This is a genomic window from Exiguobacterium sp. E17S (assembly GCF_057772545.1).
On the sequence record NZ_JBYLRU010000001.1, the window covers coordinates 1657611 to 1683341 of the forward strand.

General features: G+C 51.4%; 23 protein-coding genes and 1 riboswitch. Of the genes, 5 read left to right on the top strand and 18 right to left on the bottom strand.

The genetic code is table 11. The features are described from left to right. Position 1 precedes the first annotated feature (1 nt). The 3 genes from kdpB to AC3B4V_RS08535 all read right to left on the bottom strand — a co-directional run bounded on the left by kdpB (position 2) and on the right by AC3B4V_RS08535 (position 4644). Positions 2 to 2068 (bottom strand): potassium-transporting ATPase subunit KdpB, encoded by a 2067-nt coding sequence (gene kdpB, locus AC3B4V_RS08525; protein WP_488378226.1) that lies wholly within the window; start codon positions 2066 to 2068, stop codon positions 2 to 4. A gap of 20 nt (positions 2069 to 2088) precedes the next feature. Next, positions 2089 to 3729, bottom strand: coding sequence for a potassium-transporting ATPase subunit KdpA (gene kdpA / locus AC3B4V_RS08530; protein ID WP_488378131.1), 1641 nt, complete (start codon positions 3727 to 3729; stop codon positions 2089 to 2091). Between the two features lie 325 nt (positions 3730 to 4054). Then, positions 4055 to 4208, bottom strand: a riboswitch (cyclic di-AMP (ydaO/yuaA leader). Positions 4209 to 4449: 241 nt separating this feature from the next. Further along, on the bottom strand, positions 4450 to 4644 hold the full coding sequence (locus tag AC3B4V_RS08535; protein WP_029342614.1) for a hypothetical protein: 195 nt from the start codon (positions 4642 to 4644) through the stop codon (positions 4450 to 4452). Between the two features lie 170 nt (positions 4645 to 4814). Here AC3B4V_RS08535 and AC3B4V_RS08540 point away from each other — a divergent pair, with 170 nt between their 5' ends. After that, positions 4815 to 5294, top strand: coding sequence for a glutathione peroxidase (locus AC3B4V_RS08540; RefSeq protein WP_214858312.1), 480 nt, complete (start codon positions 4815 to 4817; stop codon positions 5292 to 5294). A gap of 46 nt (positions 5295 to 5340) precedes the next feature. Here AC3B4V_RS08540 and AC3B4V_RS08545 read toward each other — a convergent pair whose 3' ends face one another. Together AC3B4V_RS08545 and AC3B4V_RS08550 are read right to left on the bottom strand one after the other, a co-directional pair. Continuing rightward, complete coding sequence (locus tag AC3B4V_RS08545) at positions 5341 to 5910, bottom strand: hypothetical protein (protein ID WP_047392959.1); 570 nt, start codon at positions 5908 to 5910, stop codon at positions 5341 to 5343. Between the two features lie 63 nt (positions 5911 to 5973). Beyond that, positions 5974 to 7047 (bottom strand): glycerate kinase, encoded by a 1074-nt coding sequence (locus AC3B4V_RS08550; protein ID WP_214858316.1) that lies wholly within the window; start codon positions 7045 to 7047, stop codon positions 5974 to 5976. Between the two features lie 131 nt (positions 7048 to 7178). Between AC3B4V_RS08550 and AC3B4V_RS08555 the strand changes: the two genes are divergently transcribed. Both AC3B4V_RS08555 and AC3B4V_RS08560 read left to right on the top strand, forming a co-directional pair. Then, positions 7179 to 7868, top strand: a complete 690-nt coding sequence (locus tag AC3B4V_RS08555) for a hypothetical protein (RefSeq protein WP_064299334.1) — start codon at positions 7179 to 7181, stop codon at positions 7866 to 7868. Next, positions 7865 to 8485, top strand: a complete 621-nt coding sequence (locus AC3B4V_RS08560; RefSeq protein WP_290721398.1) for a hypothetical protein — start codon at positions 7865 to 7867, stop codon at positions 8483 to 8485. The genes AC3B4V_RS08555 and AC3B4V_RS08560 overlap by 4 nt, the downstream gene beginning before the upstream one ends. Before the next feature lie 65 nt (positions 8486 to 8550). Here the strand turns inward: AC3B4V_RS08560 and AC3B4V_RS08565 are convergent, their stop codons facing one another. Further along, positions 8551 to 9462: a Gfo/Idh/MocA family protein gene (locus AC3B4V_RS08565; RefSeq protein ID WP_488378132.1), complete on the bottom strand. Its 912-nt coding sequence runs from the start codon at positions 9460 to 9462 to the stop codon at positions 8551 to 8553. A 172-nt stretch (positions 9463 to 9634) separates the two neighbouring features. Here AC3B4V_RS08565 and AC3B4V_RS08570 point away from each other — a divergent pair, with 172 nt between their 5' ends. Both AC3B4V_RS08570 and AC3B4V_RS08575 read left to right on the top strand, forming a co-directional pair. Then, complete coding sequence (locus AC3B4V_RS08570) at positions 9635 to 10888, top strand: SH3 domain-containing protein (protein WP_058704503.1); 1254 nt, start codon at positions 9635 to 9637, stop codon at positions 10886 to 10888. A gap of 146 nt (positions 10889 to 11034) precedes the next feature. Beyond that, entirely contained in the window at positions 11035 to 11640 is a 606-nt protein-coding gene (locus AC3B4V_RS08575) for an AmiS/UreI family transporter (protein ID WP_347355380.1), read from the top strand. 286 nt (positions 11641 to 11926) lie between these two features. Here the strand turns inward: AC3B4V_RS08575 and AC3B4V_RS08580 are convergent, their stop codons facing one another. The 12 genes from AC3B4V_RS08580 to AC3B4V_RS08635 are packed head-to-tail and all read right to left on the bottom strand — an operon-like array spanning position 11927 to position 25713. Beyond that, positions 11927 to 12823: an LCP family glycopolymer transferase gene (locus AC3B4V_RS08580; RefSeq protein WP_373952047.1), complete on the bottom strand. Its 897-nt coding sequence runs from the start codon at positions 12821 to 12823 to the stop codon at positions 11927 to 11929. Between the two features lie 29 nt (positions 12824 to 12852). Continuing rightward, on the bottom strand, positions 12853 to 13623 hold the full coding sequence (locus AC3B4V_RS08585; protein ID WP_251138124.1) for a hypothetical protein: 771 nt from the start codon (positions 13621 to 13623) through the stop codon (positions 12853 to 12855). Next, entirely contained in the window at positions 13620 to 14771 is a 1152-nt protein-coding gene (locus AC3B4V_RS08590) for an aminotransferase class I/II-fold pyridoxal phosphate-dependent enzyme (protein ID WP_488378133.1), read from the bottom strand. The genes AC3B4V_RS08585 and AC3B4V_RS08590 overlap by 4 nt, the downstream gene beginning before the upstream one ends. Next, positions 14768 to 15841: a lipid II:glycine glycyltransferase FemX gene (locus AC3B4V_RS08595; protein ID WP_488378134.1), complete on the bottom strand. Its 1074-nt coding sequence runs from the start codon at positions 15839 to 15841 to the stop codon at positions 14768 to 14770. The genes AC3B4V_RS08590 and AC3B4V_RS08595 overlap by 4 nt, the downstream gene beginning before the upstream one ends. Then, positions 15822 to 16442: a sugar transferase gene (locus AC3B4V_RS08600; protein WP_214858329.1), complete on the bottom strand. Its 621-nt coding sequence runs from the start codon at positions 16440 to 16442 to the stop codon at positions 15822 to 15824. Before AC3B4V_RS08600 ends, AC3B4V_RS08595 begins: the two co-directional genes overlap by 20 nt. A 15-nt stretch (positions 16443 to 16457) precedes the next feature. After that, positions 16458 to 17567: a glycosyltransferase family 4 protein gene (locus AC3B4V_RS08605; protein WP_488378135.1), complete on the bottom strand. Its 1110-nt coding sequence runs from the start codon at positions 17565 to 17567 to the stop codon at positions 16458 to 16460. Continuing rightward, the gene (locus AC3B4V_RS08610) at positions 17555 to 18898 is read right to left on the bottom strand and encodes a nucleotide sugar dehydrogenase (protein WP_488378136.1); all 1344 of its coding nucleotides are present in this window, start codon (positions 18896 to 18898) and stop codon (positions 17555 to 17557) included. The genes AC3B4V_RS08605 and AC3B4V_RS08610 overlap by 13 nt, the downstream gene beginning before the upstream one ends. Positions 18899 to 18910: 12 nt before the next feature. Continuing rightward, positions 18911 to 20260, bottom strand: coding sequence for a phenylacetate--CoA ligase family protein (locus AC3B4V_RS08615; protein ID WP_488378137.1), 1350 nt, complete (start codon positions 20258 to 20260; stop codon positions 18911 to 18913). Beyond that, positions 20250 to 21284 carry an NAD-dependent epimerase gene (locus AC3B4V_RS08620; protein WP_488378138.1) on the bottom strand — a complete coding sequence of 345 codons (1035 nt, stop codon included), beginning with the start codon at positions 21282 to 21284 and terminating at the stop codon, positions 20250 to 20252. The genes AC3B4V_RS08615 and AC3B4V_RS08620 overlap by 11 nt, the downstream gene beginning before the upstream one ends. After that, entirely contained in the window at positions 21274 to 22560 is a 1287-nt protein-coding gene (locus AC3B4V_RS08625; RefSeq protein WP_488378139.1) for a hypothetical protein, read from the bottom strand. The genes AC3B4V_RS08620 and AC3B4V_RS08625 overlap by 11 nt, the downstream gene beginning before the upstream one ends. 12 nt (positions 22561 to 22572) lie before the next feature. Next, positions 22573 to 23832, bottom strand: a complete 1260-nt coding sequence (locus tag AC3B4V_RS08630) for an oligosaccharide flippase family protein (protein ID WP_023469399.1) — start codon at positions 23830 to 23832, stop codon at positions 22573 to 22575. A gap of 15 nt (positions 23833 to 23847) precedes the next feature. Then, positions 23848 to 25713, bottom strand: coding sequence for a polysaccharide biosynthesis protein (locus tag AC3B4V_RS08635; RefSeq protein WP_488378140.1), 1866 nt, complete (start codon positions 25711 to 25713; stop codon positions 23848 to 23850). Between the last annotated feature and the right edge of the window lie 18 nt (positions 25714 to 25731).

Genomic DNA, 25731 nt, shown 5'->3' on the forward strand with positions numbered 1-25731 from the left:
CTTAGAGGATGCTTGCAAGCAAGACATCGATGATTTTAATCCCAATGAATGGAACGACGACACCGCCAAGACCATAGATCAGTAAGTTACGACCGAGTAATTGATCCGCCGTCATCGGTTTGTAGGTAACCCCTCGCATCGCAAGCGGAATCAACATCGGAATGATGATCGCATTGAAGATCAAGGCAGACAAGATCGCTGTCGTTGGTGAATCAAGACGCATGATATTGAGCACTTCCATCTGTGGAATCGCGACCATGAACATTGCCGGGATGATCGCAAAATATTTCGCGACATCGTTTGCGATCGAGAACGTCGTCAACGCCCCTCGTGTCATCAAGAGCTGCTTCCCGATTTCGACGACTTCGATGATCTTCGTCGGGTTCGAATCAAGGTCAATCATGTTCGCAGCTTCTTTTGCAGCTTGCGTCCCACTGTTCATCGCGAGGCCGACATCGGCTTGAGCGAGTGCTGGTGCATCATTCGTTCCGTCTCCTGTCATGGCGACGAGGTGACCGGCTGCTTGTTCCTGCTGAATGACACGAATCTTGTCTTCCGGCTTACATTCGGCAACGAAATCATCGACGCCTGCTTCGCGGGCAATCGTTGCTGCCGTCAACGGGTTGTCACCCGTACACATGACCGTCTTGATCCCCATCTCACGCAAACGATCAAATCGTTCGCGCATGCCCGGTTTCACCGTATCTTTCAAATAGATGACACCAAGGATTGTTGCGTCGATCGCAACGACGAGTGGTGTGCCGCCAAGACGAGAAACCGCATCTACTTTCTCTTGTAAATCATTCGGAATGGCGCCGCCTTGCTCCTTGACCCATTCTTGAATCGCTTGCCCTGCCCCTTTACGTACGCGGCGACCATCTCTTAAGTCGAGTCCGGACATTCGTGTCTCTGCGCGGAACGGTACGATCTCTGCGCCATCTAACCAGTGTTGTTCCACCGGCATCGCGCGAAGTTCAGCGAGTTCAAGAACAGAACGTCCTTCTGGTGTCTCATCAGCAAGTGAGGCGAGGATCGCCCCCTCGAACGCCTGCTCAGCAGTACGTCCGCCGACTGGTGTGATCTCCGACGCCATCCGGTTACCGAACGTGATCGTTCCTGTTTTGTCCAGGATGATCGTCTGGATATCGCCTGCTGCTTCGACCGCTTTCCCGCTCATCGCGATGACGTTGAAGCGGGTAACACGGTCCATTCCGGCGATTCCGATTGCTGACAGTAAGCCACCGATCGTCGTCGGGATCAAACAGACAAGTAAGGCGATCAAGATTGGACCTGACAGATCAAATCCAAGGTAGTTCGTAAAGACCGGTAATGTCATGACGACAAGTAAGAAAATCAATGTCAAGCTCGTCAAGAGCGTTGATAACGCGAGTTCGTTCGGTGTCTTTTGACGACTTGCGCCTTCGACGAGGGCAATCATCTGATCGAGGAATGACTCACCTGGATTGCTCGTGATTCGGACTTCGATCTCGTCACTGACGACGAGTGTTCCGCCGATGACCGAGGAGAAATCACCGCCCGCTTCCTTGATGACGGGTGCGGATTCACCGGTGATCGCTGATTCATCAATCGAAGCAAGTCCTTTGATGATTTCACCGTCACCCGGTACATACTCCCCTGCTCGGACGAAGACGATATCGCCTTTGCGGAGTGTCGCCGACGAGACGCTTTGAATCAGTTGTCCGACACGTTTACGTGCCATGACATCTGCTTTTGACGCTTTCAATGAGTCCGCCTGGGCTTTCCCGCGTCCTTCCGCGATTGATTCCGCGAAGTTCGCGAATAAGACCGTCAGGAAGAGGATGATACTGACCGTTAAGTTAAAGCCACGCATCTCATCAATGAAGATCGTATAGCCGATTGCGAGCAAGCAGCCGATCCAGACGACGAACATGATCGGTTGTTTGACCATATTGACGGGATTTAATTTTTTAAAGGCATCGATCGTCGCTTGACGCGCGATCGAGCCACTGATTGCTGACTTCGTTTGGTGTTCCGGCTCCCCGTTCGGTTGGTGTTCCTCGGGCGTCGGATGCATGATTCGTTCCATCATATGCTTTTATCTCCTGTTCACATCGTCAGCCAATCCGCGACCGGTCCAAGTACGAGCACTGGCAAGAATGTCAATGCACCGACGAGTACGACCGTACCGAGGAAGACTGTTCCGAAGAGTGGTGTGTCTGTCTTAAACGAAAATTCATCTTGCGGAACCGATTGCTTCGCTTTAAGCGAACCTACGATTGCAAGCATCAAGATCAATGGGATGTAGCGTCCGAAGAACAACGCGAATGACGTCGAGACGTTCCAGTAGACGTTTGCGTCGCCGAGTCCTTCAAAACCGGATCCATTATTCGCCGTCGCGGATGTGAACTCATACAAGACTTGCGACAGTCCGTGATAACCTGGGTTCGAGATGCCGGCGACGCCTGGTGCAGCGTACATCGAGATTGCCGTTCCGACGAGAATCAGGAATGGCGGCACGAGTAGCGCGATCGCGATCATCTTCACTTCGAACGTCTCGATTTTCTTCCCGAGGAACGTCGGTGTCCGACCGATCAAGAGACCTGTCAGGAAGACTGCGACGAAGGCGTAAAGCAAGACGTTCAGGAATCCTGCACCTGCTCCACCGTAAACAACGTTAAGCATCATATTGCCGAGCTGGATCAATCCAGCGAGCGGATGCAGTGAGTCGTGCATCGCGTTGACCGCACCGGTTTCAGCTGCCGTTGTGATTGAACTGTAGAGCGCCGTTCCGATTTGACCGAACCGTAGTTCCTGACCGTGTGCCGTTGGATTCGCAAGCAAGCTCCCTGCCATCCCGACCGTCATCATGATGAAGAGAAGCGTCATGACACCAAGGAACAGTCGTCCTTGTTTCGCGGAACCGATGATTTTACCGTATGCAATTGGAAGTGACATCGGAATCAGCAACATCAAGAACATCTGGATGAAGTTGACGAACTGGTTCGGGTTCTCGAATGGGTGCGCTCCGTTGGCACCAAAGAAACCACCACCGTTGTTACCAAGCTGTTTGATGACTTCAAATGCAGCGATCGGTCCACGGTAAATCAACTGTTTCGCTCCTTCGAGCGTCGTGACGCTGACCGCACCACCAAATGTCTGCGGTACGCCGAGTAAAATCATCAACATCCCGAACAAGAGTGAAATCGGAATCAGGATCCGGAAGATGAAACGAACGAAGTCGGCATAAAAGTTACCGAGTGGTTTGTTCGCAAGACCACGAATGACGGCGATACAGACCGTGAACGCCATCGTTGGTGCGACGAACAACATCGTCCCGAGGACGAACGTTTGCGAGAGATACGATAAGGCTTCACCCGAATAGTGCTGCTGATCGGTATTCGTCATGAAACTGATCGTCGTATGCAGTGCCGTCGACCAGTCGAGATTCACAGCACCGTTCGGATTCAAGGGTAGACTGCCTTGGAAGCGAAGTAGCAAATATCCACCGATGAAAAATAGCAAATTGACGAGCAAGAGGCTCTTCGAATAGCCGACCCACGATTGATCGTGTTTCTTTTCATCGACACCGAGTAACAACAACAGTCGTCGTTCGACCTTACCAATTTTATCGACCCGACGCTCTGCGACAGGTGCGAAGTATATCCCGATGTAGCGACCAAGCAAGACCGCCGCACAAAGTGCGATGACGAGTAGGATCCAAAATTGGATCATGAATTGAGTCCACATGTTTTTCTTTTCTCCCTATGCGATTAGAATTTTTCTGGATACATCAGACAATAACCGAGATACAAGAAGACGAGGCAGCCCGTCGCTAGTAAAAACCATGTCATTTGCGGTCACCTGCTCTCCACTGGACACGTTCGATCAGATGAATCATCCCGAACGTCATACCGAAGAAGAAGGCAAGCAGTACGATACTCCATAGCTCTCCCATTATGAAAATACCCCCATATTATTCAATATTTTTACAATTAAACACGACAAAAAGGCGATGTGAGGCAATAAACGGCCCCAGCATCGCCTTAATAACTTGGCATACTGAAAAAGAGTCGTTCCCTCCTAAAAACGCCTGCGAGGTTAGCTGTCGGATTCGGGCATACCTAGGAATTCGCCCTACCTTTCCCGTTCGGAAAGGATTCACCCCGTGTCACGTGTCGTGACGGTTGGGTCCCCCGCTTCAATCATGAATTCGGCGTACTTTGAGATCGAAGCATTAACATGTTAGTGTTCGTTGATGAGATGGATATTACTCCGATTTTTTCGGGTTGTAAATAGAAAAGTTGAAAAAAAAATAATCTGATTTTTTAATGACTTACTTTCGAAAAATAGCGTTTTTCACCTCTATGCTATAGAAGAAAAAAAACCGCAGAAATCGATTCCTTCATCTAAAATGGAGGAGCTCCATTTTAGCAAGAATCGTTCCGCGGTTTCATGAACGAACAATGATTATGATTGCTGATTCATTTTAGCATGGACCGTCAAAGGAGCTAGCATCGTCACCCATAGGGCAACCACTCCAGAAACAAGAATCACAATATCGCGTTCGAACCCAAGCGTCAGTAAGGTAATACAACTACTGACCAGGACGAGACAAAGCGTCGCGATCATGACGAACCGCGATTGTTTCAACATTTTTCTCATGTGGCATCTCTCCTTTCCTTCCATATTCCTTTTTATCGTAACAAAGATTCATCGAAAAAGCGTCGCTGACACCCGATTGTGATGTTTCTGTCATCTCGCAAGTAACGATAGAAGACGACGAGAAAACGGATTTGTTACACTGGAGAAGTACTTAAAAAGGGGGAATCGATATGTTACAAGATCATTCATTTCAACGCGTCGACGGAACGTCGGCATCCTTAAGTGACTACCCAGCTCAAGCATGGCTGATCGTCAATACAGCCAGCAAATGTGGCTTGACGCCACAGTTCGAAGGACTCGAGCAATTGCATCAAGACTATCGTTCGCAAGGGTTGACCGTACTTGGTTTCCCATGTAATCAGTTCGCGAATCAAGATCCGGGAACGGACGAGGAGATCCAGTCGTTCTGCCAAGTCAACTACGGCGTGACATTCCCCGTCTTCTCAAAAATTGATGTCAACGGTGAGCAAGCACATCCATTATTCGAGGAACTGAAAGCACAAGCACCAACGACGGACGGTGCAACAGACGTCGAGTGGAATTTCACAAAATTCCTCGTGACCCGTAATGGAGAAGTGACGCGGTTCTCACCAAAAACGAATCCAACTGATTTGACGGCAGCAATTGAACGATTGCTCGTTCAAGTCTAAAAAATAAGCTTCCCTCCTTCTCTCTTGAAGGAACGGAAGCTTATTTTTATGTTGTCCCCGGCTCGAGATGACGGCTGATCATCTCTTCCGCCAATCGTTTGACGTCATCGATGTCGCGCATTTCCGTGAACGGATGCCCCCAGACGATCAGCTCTTCGATTTCTTCAATCGGTTGCGTCGTATAGCGTGTACCGTCGGCAACGAACTCTTGCGCAATCGTAGATTCAAAAGCTGCGTATTTCAGGAGCCACGGCTTTTCACTTAAGATTTTTTGCGCATGTTTTGCTTGCTTGAACGCAACATCGCCGACGAGGACGACCGGATCGAATCGTTCATGGAGCGGATGCGTATATTGAACAGAGATCAGCAATCCATGTTGGTTCGTTTTTTCTTGTTGCCGGACATACGTCCGTGTTAAAAAGTGCGGCACGAGTGACTCCGCACTCTCCTTCGTCTGATGGATGCTCAGACCATGTTCCGTTTGGACGACTTCCGGGAGAACCGGTTCGTATCCACGGTTTGCTAATTGTTGATCGAGCTCTTTGAATAATAGCAGGGTATGTTCGACCAGTGCTCGGACTTGGCGAAACGATAATTGAATCGATTGATTGATCATACGATGACCTACCTTCTCTAAAAGTATGGCAATATACAGTTATTTACCCAAACTTTTCCGACTTCATCCCTGTTTCAGTGAAAGTTCCTCGAGCCACTTACGTGTTTGTTCGCTCATACGAGCCATTGTCTGTTCTCGCTCCAGCGTGATTGCTTGTCCGGCATGGATCGAGCGACAATCGAGTGCGTGCGGCATGTTTTCTTCGACGATTCCAGCAAGGATCAGACAAGGAACGTCAGCTGCTTTTGCCATCCGCGTGACCTCACCTGGTAACTTACCGATTTGACTTTGACGGTCGACGCGTCCTTCTCCTGTCCAAACATAATCCGCTTGCTCCATCCGCTCTGCTACGCGAAGATGTTGCAGGATTGTCTTGGCTCCCGGAACGATCGTGCCGCCCAGCGCATAGACCGCTCCCCCGAGTCCACCGGCTGCTCCAGTTCCTTTGACATTTTCTAGTCCAAGTAACCGCCCGATCCGTTCAAGTTGCTGATCGAACTTTACGATGTCTTCTAAAAGCAGTCCTTTTTGGGGACCGAACAGATACGCTGGACCATCTGGACCATGATAAAGAGCTGTCACATCGACGAGTGCTTCCAGTTGAACAGAATACGCCGGGCATTGAATAGCATGCGTCTCAAGTAACGGATTCGTTTGAAACGAAATCGGATTACCAGACGCATCTTCAAGCCGACAACCGACTTCCGCGAGCAAACCGAGTCCTCCGTCCGTCGTACCAGTCCCGCCTAAAGCCAGTCGGATCTGCGTGATTCCCTGATCGCGTAACTGCTCGATCAAACGACCAACGCCACGCGTATTCATTCGAACGGGATCATCCTCGCTTCGCCGCATCGGCAGTCCACAAATACGCGCGACTTCGATGACGGCGTCTGTCCCCTTGACAGCATACTCTACTTCACACGGACGACCTGCTAGATCGATCGTCATCGCCGTCTTCACGTCATATCCGAGTGCAAGATAGACATCGAGCGTTCCCTCCCCGCCGTCCGCAACAGGTAAGGAATCGATGATCGCTGTCGGATCATACGCCCGGATACCGGAGGCGACAGCTTCTGCCGCCTCGCTCGAAGAAATACTCCCTTTGAATGCATCCATCAAAATCAAGTGACGTCCCATCTGTACGTTCCCCCTAAAAAACTCATATCAAGTTTTGATTGCGTTTCCAATTAATGTTACGATGATACTAATTTTAAATTACCATTACCTTATCTGACATTTCATTTTACATACACAGGAGGTCTTATTTCATGGAACGCTGTTCGTTATGTGGTACACCACTTCGTCAACACGATACGACTTGTTCTCATTGCCAACATCCTGTCATTAAGAAAGAACGACCAGCTGAACCACCCGCTCCGTCCTCTTCACGCACTTGGCTCATTAGCACCTGTCTTTTGCTCTTTCTCGTCGGAGGAGCCGGTTTCCTGTGGTATTCGTTAAAAGATCCCGTTTCGCCGGAAGCCAATCAGACGCCTAGCGTCGAAGCACTCGCTCTTTCTGAATGGTCCGATGAACAAACGGCTTACAATCAAACGTATTCGAAAGATCGGCCACCGACGTCCTATGATGTCCTTCGTTTCGTCCGCCAATACACACGAACGATTCCAGAACTAGCGACGTATTCGAAGAAATACGATTCCATCGAGACATTTTCCGCCATCCAGTTTACGACCTTGAAGGTGTTCGAATCCGAGTTCGACCATCTCGAGCGATTGACGAATGCCGCTGATGCCCCTGTCGCTCCAAGTGTTCTTGCCGTGACATTCCAAAAATTTACGTCAAAAGGTACCACGTATCACTTGCGTACACAGGAAACGTACCAAATCGCGACAGCAACGGGTTCAAAGCCTGTGACCTACCGCGTTCATTATCGTTTGAAAGTGCATACGGATCATCTGCAAATCATTGATGTCAATCGAACGGAGGTGACCTCATGAAACGAGTGCTCCTCTGTCTGCCCCTTTGTCTCCTGATGGCGTGTTCGCCCGAAACATCCAAAATTCAAGATCAGTTCGAACAGCAAACTTACACCCGCGCCGTCGAACAATCGAAACAAGACATCGACGAACCGGCTGCTCGGCTAATGGTTCAGCTTGAGCGACAGCTTGCCGGTTATCAACTGCGTGATGTCTTAAAAACGGCGGAGGCGATCGAACGTCTTCAACTCGCAACGGATCACCCTGTCCGAAAACGAGCAGAAGCCATTGCCCTCAGTGCAAGAGAGACGTTGCAACAGGTCAAACAGTTCGAAGGTACGTATGAAGTTGAACGAAGCACGCTCGAAGATGAGCCGTTCGACGGAACCGGGCGCATCCATGTCTCTTTTGACGAGCAAGATACGTTCATCGCGACGCTTCGCTTTGATCAGTTCGGTCTCCCGGACGCACTCCGAAACGACGAAGAAATCATTCGTTTTGAACCGGATCTCTCCGCTCGTGTCAGTTTATCTGGAGGACAAGTCAGCTATCGCTTCGTCCGTTCGACACTCCGCATGACGTTCGAAGGACCAGGCGGTAAGCGAATCTATCAACTCAAACAACTGTCAGATAAATAACCAGTAAAACGCCGCTTTACTTGAGACGATCCTCGAGTGAAGCGGCGTTTTTTTATGATTTAAATTTAACGTGCTGCTTGAACTTGCTCATACACCTGTTGACATAATTCATGTGTCGCGAGGCTATCAGAAGCTACGACCGACTCGGACGGTTCCCCTTTGACCGTCCGAAGGAACGCATCCAGCATATCGACGAATCCACGGCGCTTTAGCGTCGCTTCCCAGTTATCGAGCGGATACCGAAGCGTGCCTTGTTTCGTCAATTGATCGAGTGTCGTCACGTCCGTTGCGATTCGTTTTTCTTCCGGTCCCATCACCTCGACGCGTTCTTCCGTGATGCCGTTATTGCGGTTCATGACACCGATTGCCGTGATACCGTTTGAGATGAATTGAATCGTTACGTGATGCAGACCGCTTGCGTCTTGCTTACTCTTGACGTGTAGGTCTTCAATTTCACCGCGTCCTGTCAAGAAACGCAGCGTATCCGCGACATGAATGAAGTCGTCGAACAGAAACGGCTTAGCGTCCTCGATGAACGACGTCCGATTCTTTTGCATGAGGACGAGATTCGGATCGTTGACCTCAAGCAAGCGCTGATGCGCTGATGCGAAGCGTCGATTGAATCCCGTGATGAACGGTAGCTGTTTCTCCTCTGACAGACGTGTGAGTTCACGAATCTCTTCGATTTCCATCGAGACCGGCTTATCCACGTAGACGGCGATTCCTGCTTCAAGCGCTTGCCGTGCTTGCTCCGCATGGACGACAGTCGCTGAATGAATCATGACCGCATCGATTCCCTCCTGTACGGCGTCAGCAAACGTCGCGTATGTTCCTGCAAAGCGATAAGCTGCTTGCAACCGTTTTGCTTTCTCGGCATCTCGCGAGATCAGATACACCTCGATATCGGATCGTTCGGCATAGACGGGTAAGTAGGCTTTTTGAGCGATGTCCCCTAGACCAATGACTGCTAATTTCATCTGAACTCCTCCTTTTCCTCTGTTGCTTACATTCCCTATGATACGTCAATTGACACGAAAAGATGGAAATCGGCTCGTTACAGGATTCGAATTCCTTTTTTTGAAAAGAAGTGAATTTCCTTTTTTTGTTTTATGATAAAACCATATTTGAACAAGGAGGGAATGAGTTTTTATGAAGCGCTTGCTCCGTACTAGTCTTACGCTCTTATTATTGTTCGCTTTATGTCTCCCTGCCATACCGGCTCAGGCAGCCAGTTACCAAGTCGTCGTCACTTCGACGATTGGGGCGAACATCCGCTCAAAGCCGAGTACAGCCTCGTCTGCGACGATTGTCCGACGTGCCGCGTACAAGGCAAAATTCACAGCCGTCTCGTATACGAATGGCTGGTATAAGATCAAGGACGGAGGTACATATCGTTATCTATCGAACCAAGTCGCTAAAAAAGTGTCGAGTAGTTCCGTGAAGACGTACAAAATCGTCGTCTACTCGAAAGCTGGAGCGAACGTCCGGACATCACCAAGCACGGCCTCATCAAAGAACATCAAACGACTCGCATCTTACAACTCGAAGTTCAATGCAGTCTCGTACTCGAACGGTTGGTATAAGGTCAAAGGGAAAGTCAATTATTATTACGTCTCTAGCCAAGTCGCCCGAAAAGTGACGACGAGCAGCCCTAAACCGTCAAGCGGCAGTTATCCGGTTGCCTCGATGCGGTACTTCAAGCTTGGATCGTCAAGTTATCAATTGACGAAAGAAAGCTTCGTCCGCCGTTATCCAGCGAGTACGACGAAACTGTTGACGGGAATCGTCGCGTACGATGAAGCAGCACGTAAAGGCACGCTCGATCAAACGTTCACTCTGACGTCTTCGATGTTATCCGTTCCTGCAGGTAGCAGTGTCGCTGGCTTCCGTGCTGGCGATAAAGTCACGATGCGTCAACTTTTGAACGGGATGCTGATCCGCTCTGGTAATGATGCAGCAAAAGCGATCGCTGTCCGGACAGCAGGTTCTGAATCGAAGTTCGTCTCGTACATGAACAGTCGTGCCCGTTCGATCGGGATGAGTGCGAGCCATTTCATGAACCCACACGGCTTCTATCATCCAAGTCATTACACGACGGCTGCTGATATGCAAAAACTCGCGAATACATATGCGAAGTACAGCGCGCTCATGACGATCAGTGGACGAAAATCATACCAGACGACTGTCAAAGGACCGTATGCACGGACATTGACGTGGTATCACACGAACACCTCACTTCCAGGTGATACGCGTGTTTATGCGAGCAAGACCGGTTACACTCCGGAATCTGGCTACACACGTGTCTTCTTCATCAAAAAAGGCTCGACGCGATATGGTCTTGTCACACTGAAAGGATCGTTGTCTCAAACCGAGACGACACTCCGTTCTGTCTTGAACCAATGATCTTTTAATCAACAACCTGATTCCCTTTCCGGGAGTCAGGTTGTTTTTCATTTTGTCTCTAAAATTATGCTTGCGCTGAAAACGAATTCATCTTAGAGTTAAGTTTAGAATCAGACGTCTGACGTCTTAATGAAGGAGAGTTTTACGTGGGAAATGTCAGTTTGTTATTTGGGGGTGTCGCGCTCTTTTTAAATAGTTTGACCTTGTTCGGAAAAGTCGATCTCCGTAGCGCGGGTGTCTTCAGTCTCATCACCGGTTTATTGCAGACGTTCATCGCAACCTATCTCGTCATCGGTGCCGCTGGTGATCCGGCGTTAACGTTCGGATACGCGAGCATCTATCTGTTTGCCTTTACGTACGTTTACGTCGGGATCACGTTCTTGTTCAATCTCGACGGGAGCGGGGTCGGTTGGTTTTCCTTGTTCGTCGCGATTGCCGCATTGTTTTATGCGTTCGTCAGCTTCACGACAAATGACATCACCGGTGGTGTGACCTGGTTGTTCTGGGCATTGCTCTGGAGCTTGTTCTTCCTCGGAATGGGAATGAATCGTCCGATTGATGCGATCACTGCCCGCGTTGCCCTCGTCTTGAGCTGGTTGACGTTGATCGTACCGGCACTGATCGGGCTTCGATTCGGCTACTTCAGTTCGGCATACCAGTGGTTATGGAGCGGCGCTGCTGTTCTGACTGTTGTCTATTTCCTTTACACGATGATGAAATTCTCGATGCTCCGGACGATCCGGTCGTCGTAATAGATACAAGGCATTAAGCCGCTAATATGAAAAGAGGTTCGTTCCCGATCATGTTTTGGGAACGGACCTCTTTTCGTTCGATGTATACAGAACGCTATCATTCATCCGCGACTCCTACAGGAAAAGAAAGTGCCATCAGCACTTTCGTCAGGAATGGATCAGACCCGGCAAATCGCATGTAGTGCGATCTGCCGCGGCTGATTTCCCGCCTGAGGAAAGCGAGGATGATTTTAGCGTTCGTTTCGTCATCAATTAGAACTGATGTTGTTTTTTTGAGTTATTCTCATCATTCTAATGCTTCCTGCAGTTGAGCTTGAACTTCTTTCAACGACTTGTCTGTCGGATGCCAGTAGTAGATTCCGTCCGATTCGATGCCACCTTTCCCGTCGAGCGATAAGGTCTCGACATTTCGTAAAGCATCCCGGTAATCTGTCGCAACGGTCCGAGCGACGGAGAACGGGACGTTCGTCTTGACGTTTTTCCCGAGTGCTTCCAGGACAGCATTAAAGCGACGAATCGAAAAGTCCTCCGTCATCTTATCAGCGACCGCCTGAACGACTTGCCGTTGACGAATCTGTCGTCCGAAATCTCCACGTGGATCATCATAGCGCATCCGCGCATAGGCGAGTGCTTCCTTCCCGTTCAGCGACAGTTCCCCTTTTGGAAACTGCATCTCATAGTACGAGAAATTGATATCGTTCTCGACGGTGACGCCATCAACGGCATTAACGAGATCCGTGAAACCATCTAGATTGATTTCTGCGAAATAATCGAGTCGGATATCAAGCAGATGACTGACCGTATCGAGTGCCATCTGTGGACCACCGAAGGCATAGGCATGATTGATCTTATCGTTTGATCCATTGCCGATGATTTCGGTCTTCAAATCACGTGGGATACTGATCATCTGGCTCTTATTCGTCTTCGGATCAATCGTCACGACGATGATCGTGTCACTGCGTCCCGTCTCGTTTTTTCGTTGATCCACCCCGAGTAAGAGAAAGGAGAGTCCTTTTTTCTGTTCGACAGCCTTCTCTGTCTCGACGCTCGCCTTGACTGGCACCTGTACTTGGACTTCTTGCATCGTCCGACTCGCTTTTTGATAAACGTATCCGCCTGAACCGAAGAGAAGGAGCAGGCATATCCCCGTCAGTGTCAACACGATCCATTTCCACTTCTTCATCATCCATTCTCCTTTTCTTCGATCTGAATTCAGGATGGTCTCTGCGCTTCAAGTACGAGCAAAGCATTGCGCCAGCTACCGAACAAGGCGGTGATGACACCGATGCTTGGTGCATCACGACCGATGCTGAACCGTTGGTAACTTGCGATCGTCAGATTTTCCGTTTCTTGCGCGGCTGTAGCAAGTACGTCGAGTACTTCCTCTTCTCGCCAGCGTTTCCGCGGGAATTCGATGCCGATGATTTCAAGGGCGTTTGACCAAGAGCCGTACCGGCGGGCAATCGTTGCGACGGTCGGACGATTTTGACCAGCCGCCCACTTTGTGTAGGTCTGGCTCGTCAAGACCGGCAAGGCACCTTGCGCTTCAAGTAATGACTCGATGATCCGTTGTTCCATTTCCTGGACGCGTTCCTTCAAGATATCTGCTTCTGACAATGCCTGCTGCCACGAGTTGAATTGATGGACGATATCCGTCAGGCTAGGTGCTTGCTTTTGCTGCGCCCATTCGCGGTACGTCGCGCTCGTAAAAGGATTGAGTTCCTCCCGTGCCTGACGCAAAGCATCAATGATTTCCGACTTCGTGAACGTCAAGCGGGCATGTCCGATGCCAGCTCGTTCCAAGGCGATTTGCCACGACCCAAACAGCATCAGGATTTCCGCGACGCTTGGATGAGTGGTGTTTAGTTGCCAGCGGAAATAGGTATTAGCCGTCAATTCATTTTTCCCGTTCGCAGCGAGACGGAGTGCGTGGATCGCTTCCTCCATATCGCGCATGACGATGTCCCCTTCCCATATATTCATGACTGGACGTTCCGGCGTACGGTCGTCTGCAAGGCGTGACGAACGTTTCGGATGACGACGGCTTGTTCGGTGAACGTCATTTGTGAAGCAGACGGGAGGCAGATCCCGTCTTCAAACAGGCGACGGCTGATATCATCCCCTTCTGCTGTGACGAATGGTACGTCGCGATAGACGGGCTGTAAGTGCATCGGTTTCCAGACCGGGCGGGATTCTGCGTTTGCTTGTTGCAGCGTCTGAATCATTTCATCGCGTTGCGCTTGACCACCTGGTAAGAGGAAAGCACTGAGCCAACGGTTGGCGAATGTTCCGGTCTGCTCGACTTGCGACGTGACGCCATCCGGCGCAAAGGCACGATCGTAACGATCAAAGATTTTCCGCCGCGCATCGACGCGTTGATCGATTACTTCGAGCTGTCCGCGTCCGATCCCAGCAGCGACGTTGCTCATCCGGTAGTTGTAACCGACTTCCGTATGCTCGTAATGGAGGACCGGTTGTCGTGCCTGTGTTCCAAGATAGAAGGCGCGTTCGATCAAGGCTGGATCATGTGCGACGAGCATTCCGCCGCCTGACGTCGTGATGATCTTATTGCCGTTGAATGAGTAGATCCCGAACGTCCCGAACGTCCCCGTCATCCGTCCGTTGACGCGTGTCCCGAGTGACTCTGCCGCGTCTTCGATCAACGGAACATCGTACTCTTCACAGAGCGCAGCGATTTCCTCGATTTGCGCTGCAACGCCGTACAGATGAACGACGATGACGGCTTTCGGAAGTCGCCCCCGTGTTGCCGCCTGGATCAAAGCGCGTCGGAGTGCGACGGGTGACATATTCCACGTCTCCTCTTCCGAATCGATCAGGACGGGACGGGCACCAACGTAGCGAATCGGATTCGTCGAAGCGATGAACGTCAAGGACTGACAGAAGACGTCATCCCCCGTCGTGACACCAAGCGTCGCGAGTGCCAAGTGAATGGCTGCCGTACCACTGCTCGTCGCAAGCGCTGCGCGAGCTCCCGTGTATGCTTGCATCTCTCGTTCGAAGGCGTCGACGTTTGGTCCAAGCGGTGCGACCCAGTTCGTCTCGAGTGCTTCCGTGACGTAACGTGCTTCTCGGCCACTTAAGTGCGGGATGGAGAGCGGGATGTGTTTCATGATGTTTCCTCCCTTCGAGGTGACAGCTGACGGAGCGGCGTCCGGTAGATCGGGAACCATTGTCCTGTCTCGACTTCCGGATGTTGTCGTTTGATTTGTCGTTCGAGCCGGTCATAAATCGTCGGATCAAGAATCGATGTCCCGAGTCCGAAAAACGTTCGATTCGCTTCACCAAAAGATCGTTTGTAGGCGAGTAAGCTATCCTCATCGGATCGTGTCGTTCCGCCACCGAGATGCAGCGCTTGCAGACCAGCTTGTTTTGCCCAGCGAATCATCTCCGCGAATAAGAGGTGATTCGGGCGAAGCGACAAGTAGGCAGGATCTGAAGCACCGAGATGATAATGTGCGAACTGTCGACCCGTCAAGACGATGCATCCAGCGATGATTCGTCCCTCTTGTTCGGCAAGCAACAGGACATTTTTGATCCGTCCTTCGGCGAAGTGATTGAAGTAGGTCTGATCAAAGTAATACCGCGCATCGGCTTGGTGTTTATCCATCGTCATCTGGTAAAGACGGGCGAAGTCGTGGTACTCTTCCGGACGTCCGAGGCGAATCGTGACCCCTTCGCGGCGTGCCTTCCGGATGTTGCGGCGTGTCATTTGCGAGAATCCACCTTCGATCGTCTCGAACGGATCCGTCAGCTCAAGTGTCACGGTCGGCTGCAAGATATCCGTTTGATGGCACCAGTGTTGACCGAGTTCCTGATTGTGAAGCAAGGGGTGGAAACGAACCGTCTCGGTGACGATGCCGGTTTCACTACAGTATTGTTCGAATCGCGCGCGGGCTTCGCGAATCTGATCGAGTGACCAGATACCCGTGAAATAAGGACCACCGTAGCCGTATGGCGTCGTGATGTCTTCAAAGAGTGTTCCTGGAATTGGTCGCCGCAAGTACGGATAGATCAATGTCCCGAACTCCGTCGGATAATAAAATAATTCAGGAATCTCGTCGTGTTCCTTCGCAAGTTCGAAGTAAGCATGTTCGTAGTAACAGTCAAGTTGATAGGTTGCGACGAGCGCGTCCCATTCTCGTGGATCTCGAATCAATCGTTCATCGCTTAGCGACATCATGCGGAACACCTCCGTCGAGACCCTTGAACTCACCCATACCGGTCTGGTGAGCCGTCGAGTTCCCTTCTGACGAGATGACCATCTTGAACGTCTTAAGCAGGATGTAGAGATCCAGTCGGAACGTATGGTTCGCCGCATACCATTGATCTTGTTCGAGGCGTTGTTGCCACGTCGTTGCGTTGCGACCGTGAATCTGTGCCCAGCCTGTCAGACCAGGCAAGACGTCGTGACGTGTCATCTGCTCCTTCGTATAGTGGTTCAAGTAGCTGACGAGCAAGGGACGCGGTCCGACGAAACTCATCTGTCCGCGGAGGATATTAACGAACTGCGGAATCTCATCAAGGCTTAAGCGACGGATCCACTCGAGCGATGCTGGAATCCGGTCCGCATCCGGAAGGAGATTCCCCTCGGCATCCGTTTCATTCGTCATCGTGCGGAATTTATAGATTTTGAACAGCTCGCCCTTATAGCCAGGGCGGACTTGATTGAAGAAGATCGGTCGTCCGAGCTTCGTGTAAATGACTAAAGCGACGACGGCATAAACAGGAAGTAGAATGAGGATGGAGATAAGACTAACCGTGAAGTCGAATAGGCGTTTCATGATGACGTCCTCCTTTTACATAGCTGAAAAGAGATCAAGTTGTCGTTTGATGACGTCGGCTTCGTTGAAATGTTTCATGGCACGGTCAAATCCATTCCGTCCCATCTCGTTGGCACGGTCCGGGTGTTCGACAAGTGTGTTCATTCGTTTAGCAAGTTTTGCGATGTCGCGAACTTCGACGAGATATCCCGTTTTCCCCTCGACGACCTCTTCGCGGCAGCCGCGGATATTTGTTGCAATGACGGGCTTTGCGCTCGCCATCGCTTCAATGATTGATCGTGGAACGCCTTCGCGATGCGACGGTAAGACGAAGGCATCGACTTGTTGGAACAAGCTCGGTACATCTTCGACGAATCCGAGGTAATCGACGTTTGGAATCTCACGAATCCGTCGTAAGAAGAGATGCTTCGTCGTCTGATCGCGCTCGCTTGCCATCATCTCACCGGCAATGACGAGACGAGCTTCCGGATGACGATAGACGACATCCTCGAACGCATCGAGCAGTTCGAGAATCCCCTTCTCTTCGACGATCCGACCGATGAACAAGAACGTAAACGGTGCGCCTGCTTCACGCGGGCGTGGATAGAAGCGCGTTAAGTCGATGCCATTTCCAAGGTGCATCAGACGCGTATTTGCTTTGAAGCGTTTGCGCTGGGCGAGTTGATAATCTTCCTCGCTTTGAAGGAGCAGATAATCGGTTGCGAAACGCGCCAGCCACTTCTCGACGGAGTATGTCAGCTGATACGTCATCCGCCCCATCTTCTCGTGGAAGTAAAAGCCGTGTGCCGTATAGACGATATGCTTCGTTCCGGCCCGCTTCGCGGCAACGCGCCCGAGGGCGGCGGCGACCGGTGTGTGGACATGGACGGCGTCGTAGCCGTCCTCCTTCAAGATTCGTGTGATTTCACGGATCGTCCGCCAATTACTCGTCCAGTCGATCCGGCGCTCGATCGGAATATCATGCATCCGGAATCCCTTCGCTGTGAGTTTTGCTGAGGCACCGGTGTCGGCACAGGCGATACCGACGTCGTGCCCGGCGTTTTGTAAAGCGAGTAAGAGCGGCTGCAACATCGTCTCTGCCGTCGTATCAAGAGCACAGACTTGAAGGATTTTTAGAGGCGCCATACGTGGACCCCCTCTGGCTGTTCTGACCGTGGCAACATCCCTTTGATGTCGACGACGATGCCGCGTCCGACTTTGAGTAGATGTTGTGCAAGATTCCAACCGCCTTCGACGTATTCTTCGTGCGAGACGGCGAAGATGACGACGTCCGCCGGTTTAAGTTCGCTCATTTCGAGCAAGTCGATGCCATACTCACGTTTCGCCTCACTCTTTTCGACGAGTCGGTCCGTTACTTGGACGTCGATGCCGAACTCTTCGATTTCCCGGACAAGGTTCGCGACTTTCGAGTTGCGGATGTCGCTGACGTTCTCCTTGAACGATAAGCCGAGGATCGTGACGCGAGCGCCGAGGACCGGCATGTTTTGTTTAATCAAGTTCTTGACGAGCGCTGTTGCGATGAAGCGTCCCATCGTATCGTTGATCCGGCGTCCTGCAAGGATGACTTCCGGATGATAGCCGAGTGACTCGGCTTTCATCGTCAGATAGAATGGATCGACGCCGATACAGTGACCACCGACGAGACCTGGACGGAACGGAAGGAAGTTCCATTTCGTTCCGGCTGCTTCGAGAACCTCGAGTGTATCGATGTCCATCCGATCGAAGATGATTGCCAGTTCGTTCATCAAGGCGATGTTGAGATCGCGTTGTGTGTTTTCGATGATTTTTGCCGCTTCCGCGACCTTGATCGACGACGCACGGTGGACTCCGGCTTCAACGACCGCTTCGTAGACTTCAGCGACGATGTCGAGTGTTTGTTCATCCTGGGCAGATACGATTTTTTTGATCGTCTTGAACGTGTGCTCATGGTCGCCCGGGTTGATCCGTTCCGGTGAGTAGCCGACGAAAAAGTCGACGCCAGCGCGTAAGCCGGATGCTTCTTCAAGAACGGGAATGCAATCTTCTTCCGTCGCTCCCGGGTAGACCGTTGACTCGTAGACGACGATGTCGCCTTTATTGAGCTGGCGACCAACAAGATGTGAGGCCCGTAAGAGTGGTGTTAAGTCCGGCTGGTTCTGCGCATTGATTGGTGTTGGAACGGCGATGATGATGAAGTCGCTTGCTTGCAGTGCTGCTGGATCAGAGACGTAATCGACGATTGCGTTCTTCAACGTAAACGGACTCAGTTCGAGTGTTGCGTCGATGCCTTCTTGCAGCTCTTGGATTCGTTGTTCTTTGATGTCAAAGCCGATCACGCCTGTTTTTTCACCGAACGCGACGGCGACGGGAAGTCCGACATACCCGAGTCCGACGACGGCAATCGAACGGTTGGCAATGGGAAGTGCACCGGTATGGGCTGCTGTCGTATCTACGATGTGTTTGACTGCCTTGTTCATGGTGGGTTCCTCCTATTTCATCGACTGTTTGACGATCAACGTTTTTCCGTTCGGTTCTTGTTTGACTTGTTCGACCGGCTCGAGAACGATCTTCATTCCGGAGCCGAGCAACTTACGCATCTCGTTCAAGAGGATCTGTTCGTGTTTCGGATGGAAGCGTTTGGCGTCTGGAATATACCGGAGTGTCACGTGATTCAACGCGTGCTGCTCGACTTGAAGTCGCAAGACCGAGTTCGGTAGTTCGCGGGCAATCGTCGTGATGTCCCCTTCGAACACTTTGCCCCGCTTTTCGCTGACGATGTAACTCGTTCCCCGACCATCGATCGAAGCGATGACCGGTCCGTTTAGTCCACAACTACATGTCTCGTCACTCAGTGTCATCCGGTCACCGATCCGGTAACGAATCAGTGGCGTGCCGCGTGTCGTAAAACACGTGACGACGACTTCGCCGTCCTCTCCATACGGTTCGATGATGCCCGTCTCATGATGCAGATGAAGTTTTCGATGACTGCATTCTGAAATGATCGGTGCGCCTTCCGATGAACCGTATTGATCAAAGACCGGTGCGTTGAAGGCTTCCTCGAGAACCGAGCGCATTTCCTCCGTCACCGTTTCCGACGTCGGGAAGATGGCGATCAGCGAGCTCTCCAGTCGAATGTGATGCTTTAGCATATAGCGGGCGATTTCAACCATCGCCGTCGGTGTGCCGTCGAGCGCTCGTGGCTGAAAGCGATTCAGTTCCTCGATATAAGCTGGAAAGTTCTCTTCCTTCATGTGAAAGATTGAAAGCAATAACTGATTGAGTGGTCGGTTCATCCGCCAGAAAATCGGTTTCTTTTGATCGACGGCCGTCAGTGTCCGACCGGTGAAGCTCGCTCTGCGCATCCCGGCATGGAAGCCGTGACGTTCCTTGAAGTAGTCGAGATGCGCCATCCGTTCCTGGACGTCCTCGCGCATGAACGCGACTTGGAGCGACTTTCCGCTCGTTCCGCCCGTCCGTCCTCGAACCGGCGCATCGACGCGGGACATGAACGCATCGTTGTTTTGGCGAAGCGTCTCTTTTTCAAGGATCGGAATCGTCTTCAGCTGCTCGAGTGACGTCAACGGTAACTGGATGTCATGTTCGTGAAAGAGTTGTGTGTAGTACGGTGTATGCGTCACGACGAAAGCGAGGAAGGCATTCAGGCGATCGAGTTGTTCCGCTTTATAATCCTGCGTCCGATCCTTCATTCGAAGTTCCTTCATCTTCTGTTCATAGAAGGGACCGTATCGTTCTTGCATCAACTTGCGACCGTATAACGATGTCAGCCAATTTTGTATGAAGATCGGAGAGCGGTAGTAGAATTCCTCCTTAAGCGCCATCTTGGATTTCCTCCTTCAGCAAGTAGTGACTCTCATACCAGTCGATGAATGCGTTGACGCCAGCTTCGACCGTCGTCTGTGGTCGGTACCCAATCGTCTCGAAGAGTGAGGAGACGTCAGCAAAGCTTTCTGGAACGTCGCCTGGCTGTAACGGCATCCCGTTCTTGATCGCGGTCTTACCGAGGCGTCGTTCAATCAAGGCGACGAATTCATTTAAGCGAATCGGGCTATGGCTACCGATGTTGTAGACACGATACGGAACGTTACTGCGATCCGGTAAGGGATTCGAGGCATCGAACGCTCCGTCGACTTCCGGTTCAGTCTGGAACAGGCGATAGATACTTTCGATGATATCGTCGACGTAAGTGAAGTCCCGTCCCATCTCACCATAGTTGTAGAGATCAATCGGTTCGCCCTTCGCAATTGCCTCCGTGAACTTGAACAGTGCCATATCCGGGCGTCCCCACGGACCGTAGACGCTGAAGAAGCGAAGTCCTGTCGTCTTGATCCCGTAGAGACTGCTGTAGGTATGAGCCATCAGTTCGTTCGCTTTTTTCGAAGCGGCGTAAAGACTTAGCGGATGATCGACGGCATCCGTCGTCGCGAACGGCATCTTCGTATTCGATCCGTAGACGGAACTGGAGGAAGCGTAAATCAATTGTTCGACTGGGTAATGCCGACACGCCTCTAGAATCGAGAGAAAGCCGACGATGTTTGACGTCATGTAGACGTCCGGTCGATCGATGCTGTACCGTACCCCTGCTTGTGCTGCCAGGTGGAGAACGAGATCGATCGATTCCTGTTCGAAAATCTGCGCGACGGCTGCCGTCTCTTCGAGTGAGACCCGGTAAAACGTGTAGTTCGTTCCGAGTTCAGCGAGCCGTGCTTCTTTTAACGTCGGGTCGTAATAGTCGTTCACTTCATCGAGTCCGATGACCCGGTAACCCTCCCGGATGAAACGACGTGCGGCGTGAAATCCAATGAAGCCTGCGATACCTGTAATTAAGATCGTTTTATTCGGCACGGTGTTCGACCTCCTCGAAGTAGTGGCGCGCTTGCCAGCGCATGTAGTGAACGGATGTGTAGACGATGAGTAACATCGGGAACAACTTATACCGGTGTCGGATGGCCGTTCCGACATTGCCGGTTCCAAGACCGAAGATGACGGCGTTAAGCGCAAAGAGAAGGAAAAAGAAGAAGAGGACGCTGCCGAACGGATGCTGACGGATCAGTTTAAAGGACCGGACGATCGCAAAACAGGCGATGAAGTAGAAGACGGCGTCAAGGAAGAAAATCAGAATGTTCATGACGCTCGACCATTGCCACGGGAACGGTGAGAACAGAAAGTAGATCGTCCGAATCGGTGAGTAGAGAATCATGTCAGCTGGACCTGTCACCATCAATCCGTTCAGATAAGCGGAGCCGCCACGGTCGTAACTCATCCCGCTGAATAACTGTCCGTTTTCTGAGACGTGAGTGAACTTCGCGAACAAGACGTCCTGGAAGCTGTAGACGATGAAGCCGACGATCAGCACTTGAAAGATCAGTCGTTGCACCTTAGTCGGTTCAAAGTCCATTCGTCGTGTCTCATGGCTATAAAACGAGAAATAGACGAGTAAGACGATAATCCCGACAGCAAGACCGGAGTGAAACATCGTACTGACGAAGTAGCCGAGATACGCGAGCGTCATATACCATCCGGACTTCTCTTCCGTCCAGCGCACCATGTAGTAGAGTGTGTAGACGATGCCAAGGGCGACAATCTGGTCACGCAAGAGAATCGGTGAGAGCAATAATCCTTGTGGGAAGAACGCAAAGATCAGTGTTGCTGCGAACACGTAGCGTTCCGGTAAGCGTAACCGTTGCAGCGTCTTCGCTAGGATGACGACAGCGACGACACCGAGGATGACGTTCAAGAACTGAGCGAGAATCCGTTCCGGACCGAACATCAGGTAGAAGATTCCGAGAAACTTGGAATAGGTGCCGCGAACGACATCATTGAAGGTCGACGGATCGGTGAAGATTTGGACACCTTCGAGATGAAAGGCTTCCGTGTCGTCACCACTGTGCGGCGGTAAACGAAACATCTCAAGATCGATGAACATCAGGACCAGTCGGACGAAGAAAGCGGTGATGAAAACGAGAAAGAGTGGCGTCGTCTCTGCTTGACGGAGTAGATAATAGAGAAACAACACCGCGTTGATGAGCAGCAAGGCGGTCACGTAGGTGTCCGGGAAGAGCGACCGGGCGAATTGACAAACGAGCGCTTCGATGACTATGAGTAGTAGGATTGGTCGCATCTTCTTCCCTCCTTAGCTGCTTTGTTCGACGACGAGCGTGACGTCCCGTGGATATAAGGACCGATACAGTGCCGGTAACAATAGGACGATTTGAGTGACAGCGCAGAGGGTGTAAGCGATCGTCGCACCGTATAGACCATACAGCGGAATCAACAAGCTACAGGCGATGAGATTGACGACGACACTGCCGAAGATCGAGATCGTCTGGATTCGGAACTGCTGGAAGCCGGTCAAGAGTGCCTGAATGACGGTCGAGTTGTAGAAAAAGAGTGAGGCGACCATCATCAAGACGAAAATCAGATGGTATTGAACGAACGATGCATTATAGAAAATCGTCAAGCCCCACTTACCAAAGAAGATTGCTCCGATGATCAACAGGATCCCGACGACGTTCGTCATCAGTAACATCGAACGAGTCAGCTTGCGCAGTTCCGGTAAACTTTGGCGTTCACCCGTCTCAGACGAGAAGTTCGGTAGCAAGACGGCAATCAAGGAGTGGATGAACAGACTACCAAGTACGAGTAGATAGGCGATGCTGGCGTAATAACCGAGCTCTTCCGTTCCGATTGCGTGACCGACGAACAATCGTGGGATGTTTGCGTTCAAGGCGATCAGGAGAGCGACGAATCCGAGTGGCATCGCCTTAAGGAACAGCTCCTTACCTGATCGGTACCGTAAGTCGAGTGCTTGATTGTCAAAGCCGCGACCGACGCGGCGAATCGTCGGTAAGTCGTATGCGAGTAGCATGATCAAGTTTCCGGCGATCAAGGCGAGTACGAATCCATGAATCGAATGGGTCGTAAAGAGGACAAGTGCTGCGCCCGAGACGTTCAAGAGACTCCGGAAGATTTTCGAGACGGCGACTTCCTTGAAAGCAGTGTGTCCTTGCAAGAAACCATAAGCGAGATCAGCGAATGACTCCATGTATTTATTGAGGTAGACGAGCAGTGTCAGGAGTAAAATGTCCGCTTCACCGAAGAAATAATAGACTCCAAGGAGGACGAACACACCTGCCGAGAGGAGTGAAAAACGAGTCTTGATGAAGAGCCAGAAGTTCGTCAGTCCAGCCCGTTCTGCCGTCAGGATCGTACTGGCGTTCAGCCAACAGAACATGACGATCGGTGCGGTGATGGCAAGGGCGTAGTTGAAATAACCGATGTTGAGCGGTGTACTCCATTTGATCAGGAGCGTCAAAATCATCCATTGATGAAGCGAATACGCCGTATCGGCAATGAAGATGAGATTGAAGCGGGACAGCCGGGCCGTTTTCATCGTTCTCCCTCCTCTCTATTTGCGAGCGATCCGCATCGTCGGTGCGACCGGGTCGGCATCGGTTTCGTTCGTGACGTCTAACAAATACTGGCGAAGTACCTCGTCCTGACCGAGCGCTTGAGCGATTTCCCGCAAGTACGGGTCGACAGATCCAAAAGGTCGAGTCTTCCCGACAAGGATCTTGTCAAAGACGAGTTCGTCATGCACTTCATCGCGAGCGAGCAGTTCCTCGTAGAGTTTCTCGCCTTTTCGAATGCCGCTGTAGACGATCGGAATCTGCTCTTCCGTGAAGCCACTCAAGTGAATCAAGTTCTTCGCCAGTGTCGTGATGTGGACTGGTTCCCCCATATCGAGAACGAACACTTCGCCACCTTTCGCGAGGACACTCGCTTGAATGACGAGACGACTCGCTTCCGGGATCGTCATGAAGTAGCGTGTCATCCGGGGATCGGTGATCGTGATCGGTCCGCCTTTGGCGATTTGTTCCTTGAACAGTGGAATGACGGAACCACGGCTCCCGAGGACGTTGCCGAACCGGACGACGGCGAACGTCGTCTCGCTGTTACGCGCCATCTGCTGGATGACCATCTCGGCGATTCGTTTTGTCGCCCCCATCACACTCGTCGGGTTGACGGCCTTATCGGTCGAAATCATGACGAAGCGTTTGACACCAGCTGCTTCCGCCGCTCGAGCGACGTTGCGTGTGCCGTAGATGTTGTTCTTGACGGCTTCGCTTGGGTTATCCTCCATCAGCGGTACGTGCTTGTGGGCTGCCGCGTGATAGACGAGATCTGGTTCGAACCGTCGCATGACTTCAAGCATCCGATCACTATCCTGAACATCGGCGATGACGGATTCGAACTGGATGTCTCGGCTGAGACACTCGAGCTCCCGGCGGATCAGGTAGATGCTGTTTTCGCCGTGTCCGAGAAGGATGAGCCGTTCAGGACGGAAGCGAATCAGTTGCCTGCAAATCTCGGAACCAATCGAACCACCAGCACCGGTGACGAGGACGGTCGCGCTATGAACGCTTCGTTCGATTTCCGTAATATCGAGTTCGACCGGTTCTCGACCGAGTAAATCGGCGATTGAGACTTCACGGATTTGTTTGATCGAGACCTTTCCGGACGCCAGTTCGACGAGCATCGGTAACGTATGCGCTTCGACTTGGGTTTGTTTGATCCGGTTCAGCAATTCAACCCGTTGCGGATAAGGTAACGATGGGATTGCCAGGACGACCGCTTCAATTTTTTGTTCCTCGATGATGCATTCGAGTTGGTCGATTGCTCCGATGACGGGAACACCGTGAATCCGCATCCCGCGTAGTTCAAGCGAATCATCAAGTAAGCCGGCGACGTTTAAGATGTGCGACTTCTTTTGCTTCAGTTCTTTTGTGATCATCTGACCGGAAGCACCGGCACCGATAATGAGTGTTCGTTTGCCGAGCGTCTTATTGTCAGGAACGAGTCTTAAGCTACGTCCACGAATCAACAGACGGACGAATAAGATTCCGTTCAAAACGAGACCGGTCTGCAAGAAGATCGCTCGTTCGACCGCAAAGTCGAACAACGCGTATTCAAGACCAAGTAAGACGAAACTGCTGGCGAGAACGACGACGAGGAGAACGGCGAGATCACGAAGACTCGCGTAACGCCAGATGATTTGATAGAAGCGCATCCAGTGTGCAACGAACGTAAGGGCGACCCACTGGATGAGAGCGATTTCGAGTGCGTCCTGCAACTCGAAGTTGACGGTGAGATGGAGCGGATTAAAGAAGTAGAACGTAACGACAGTCGCGAGTGCGATGATTCCGGCGTCGATCAGGCGAAGGAGTCCGATCTTCAACTGCCGACGGTACGGGGTGAGCGGGGAATGCTGCATGACGGTGTCTCCTCTCCT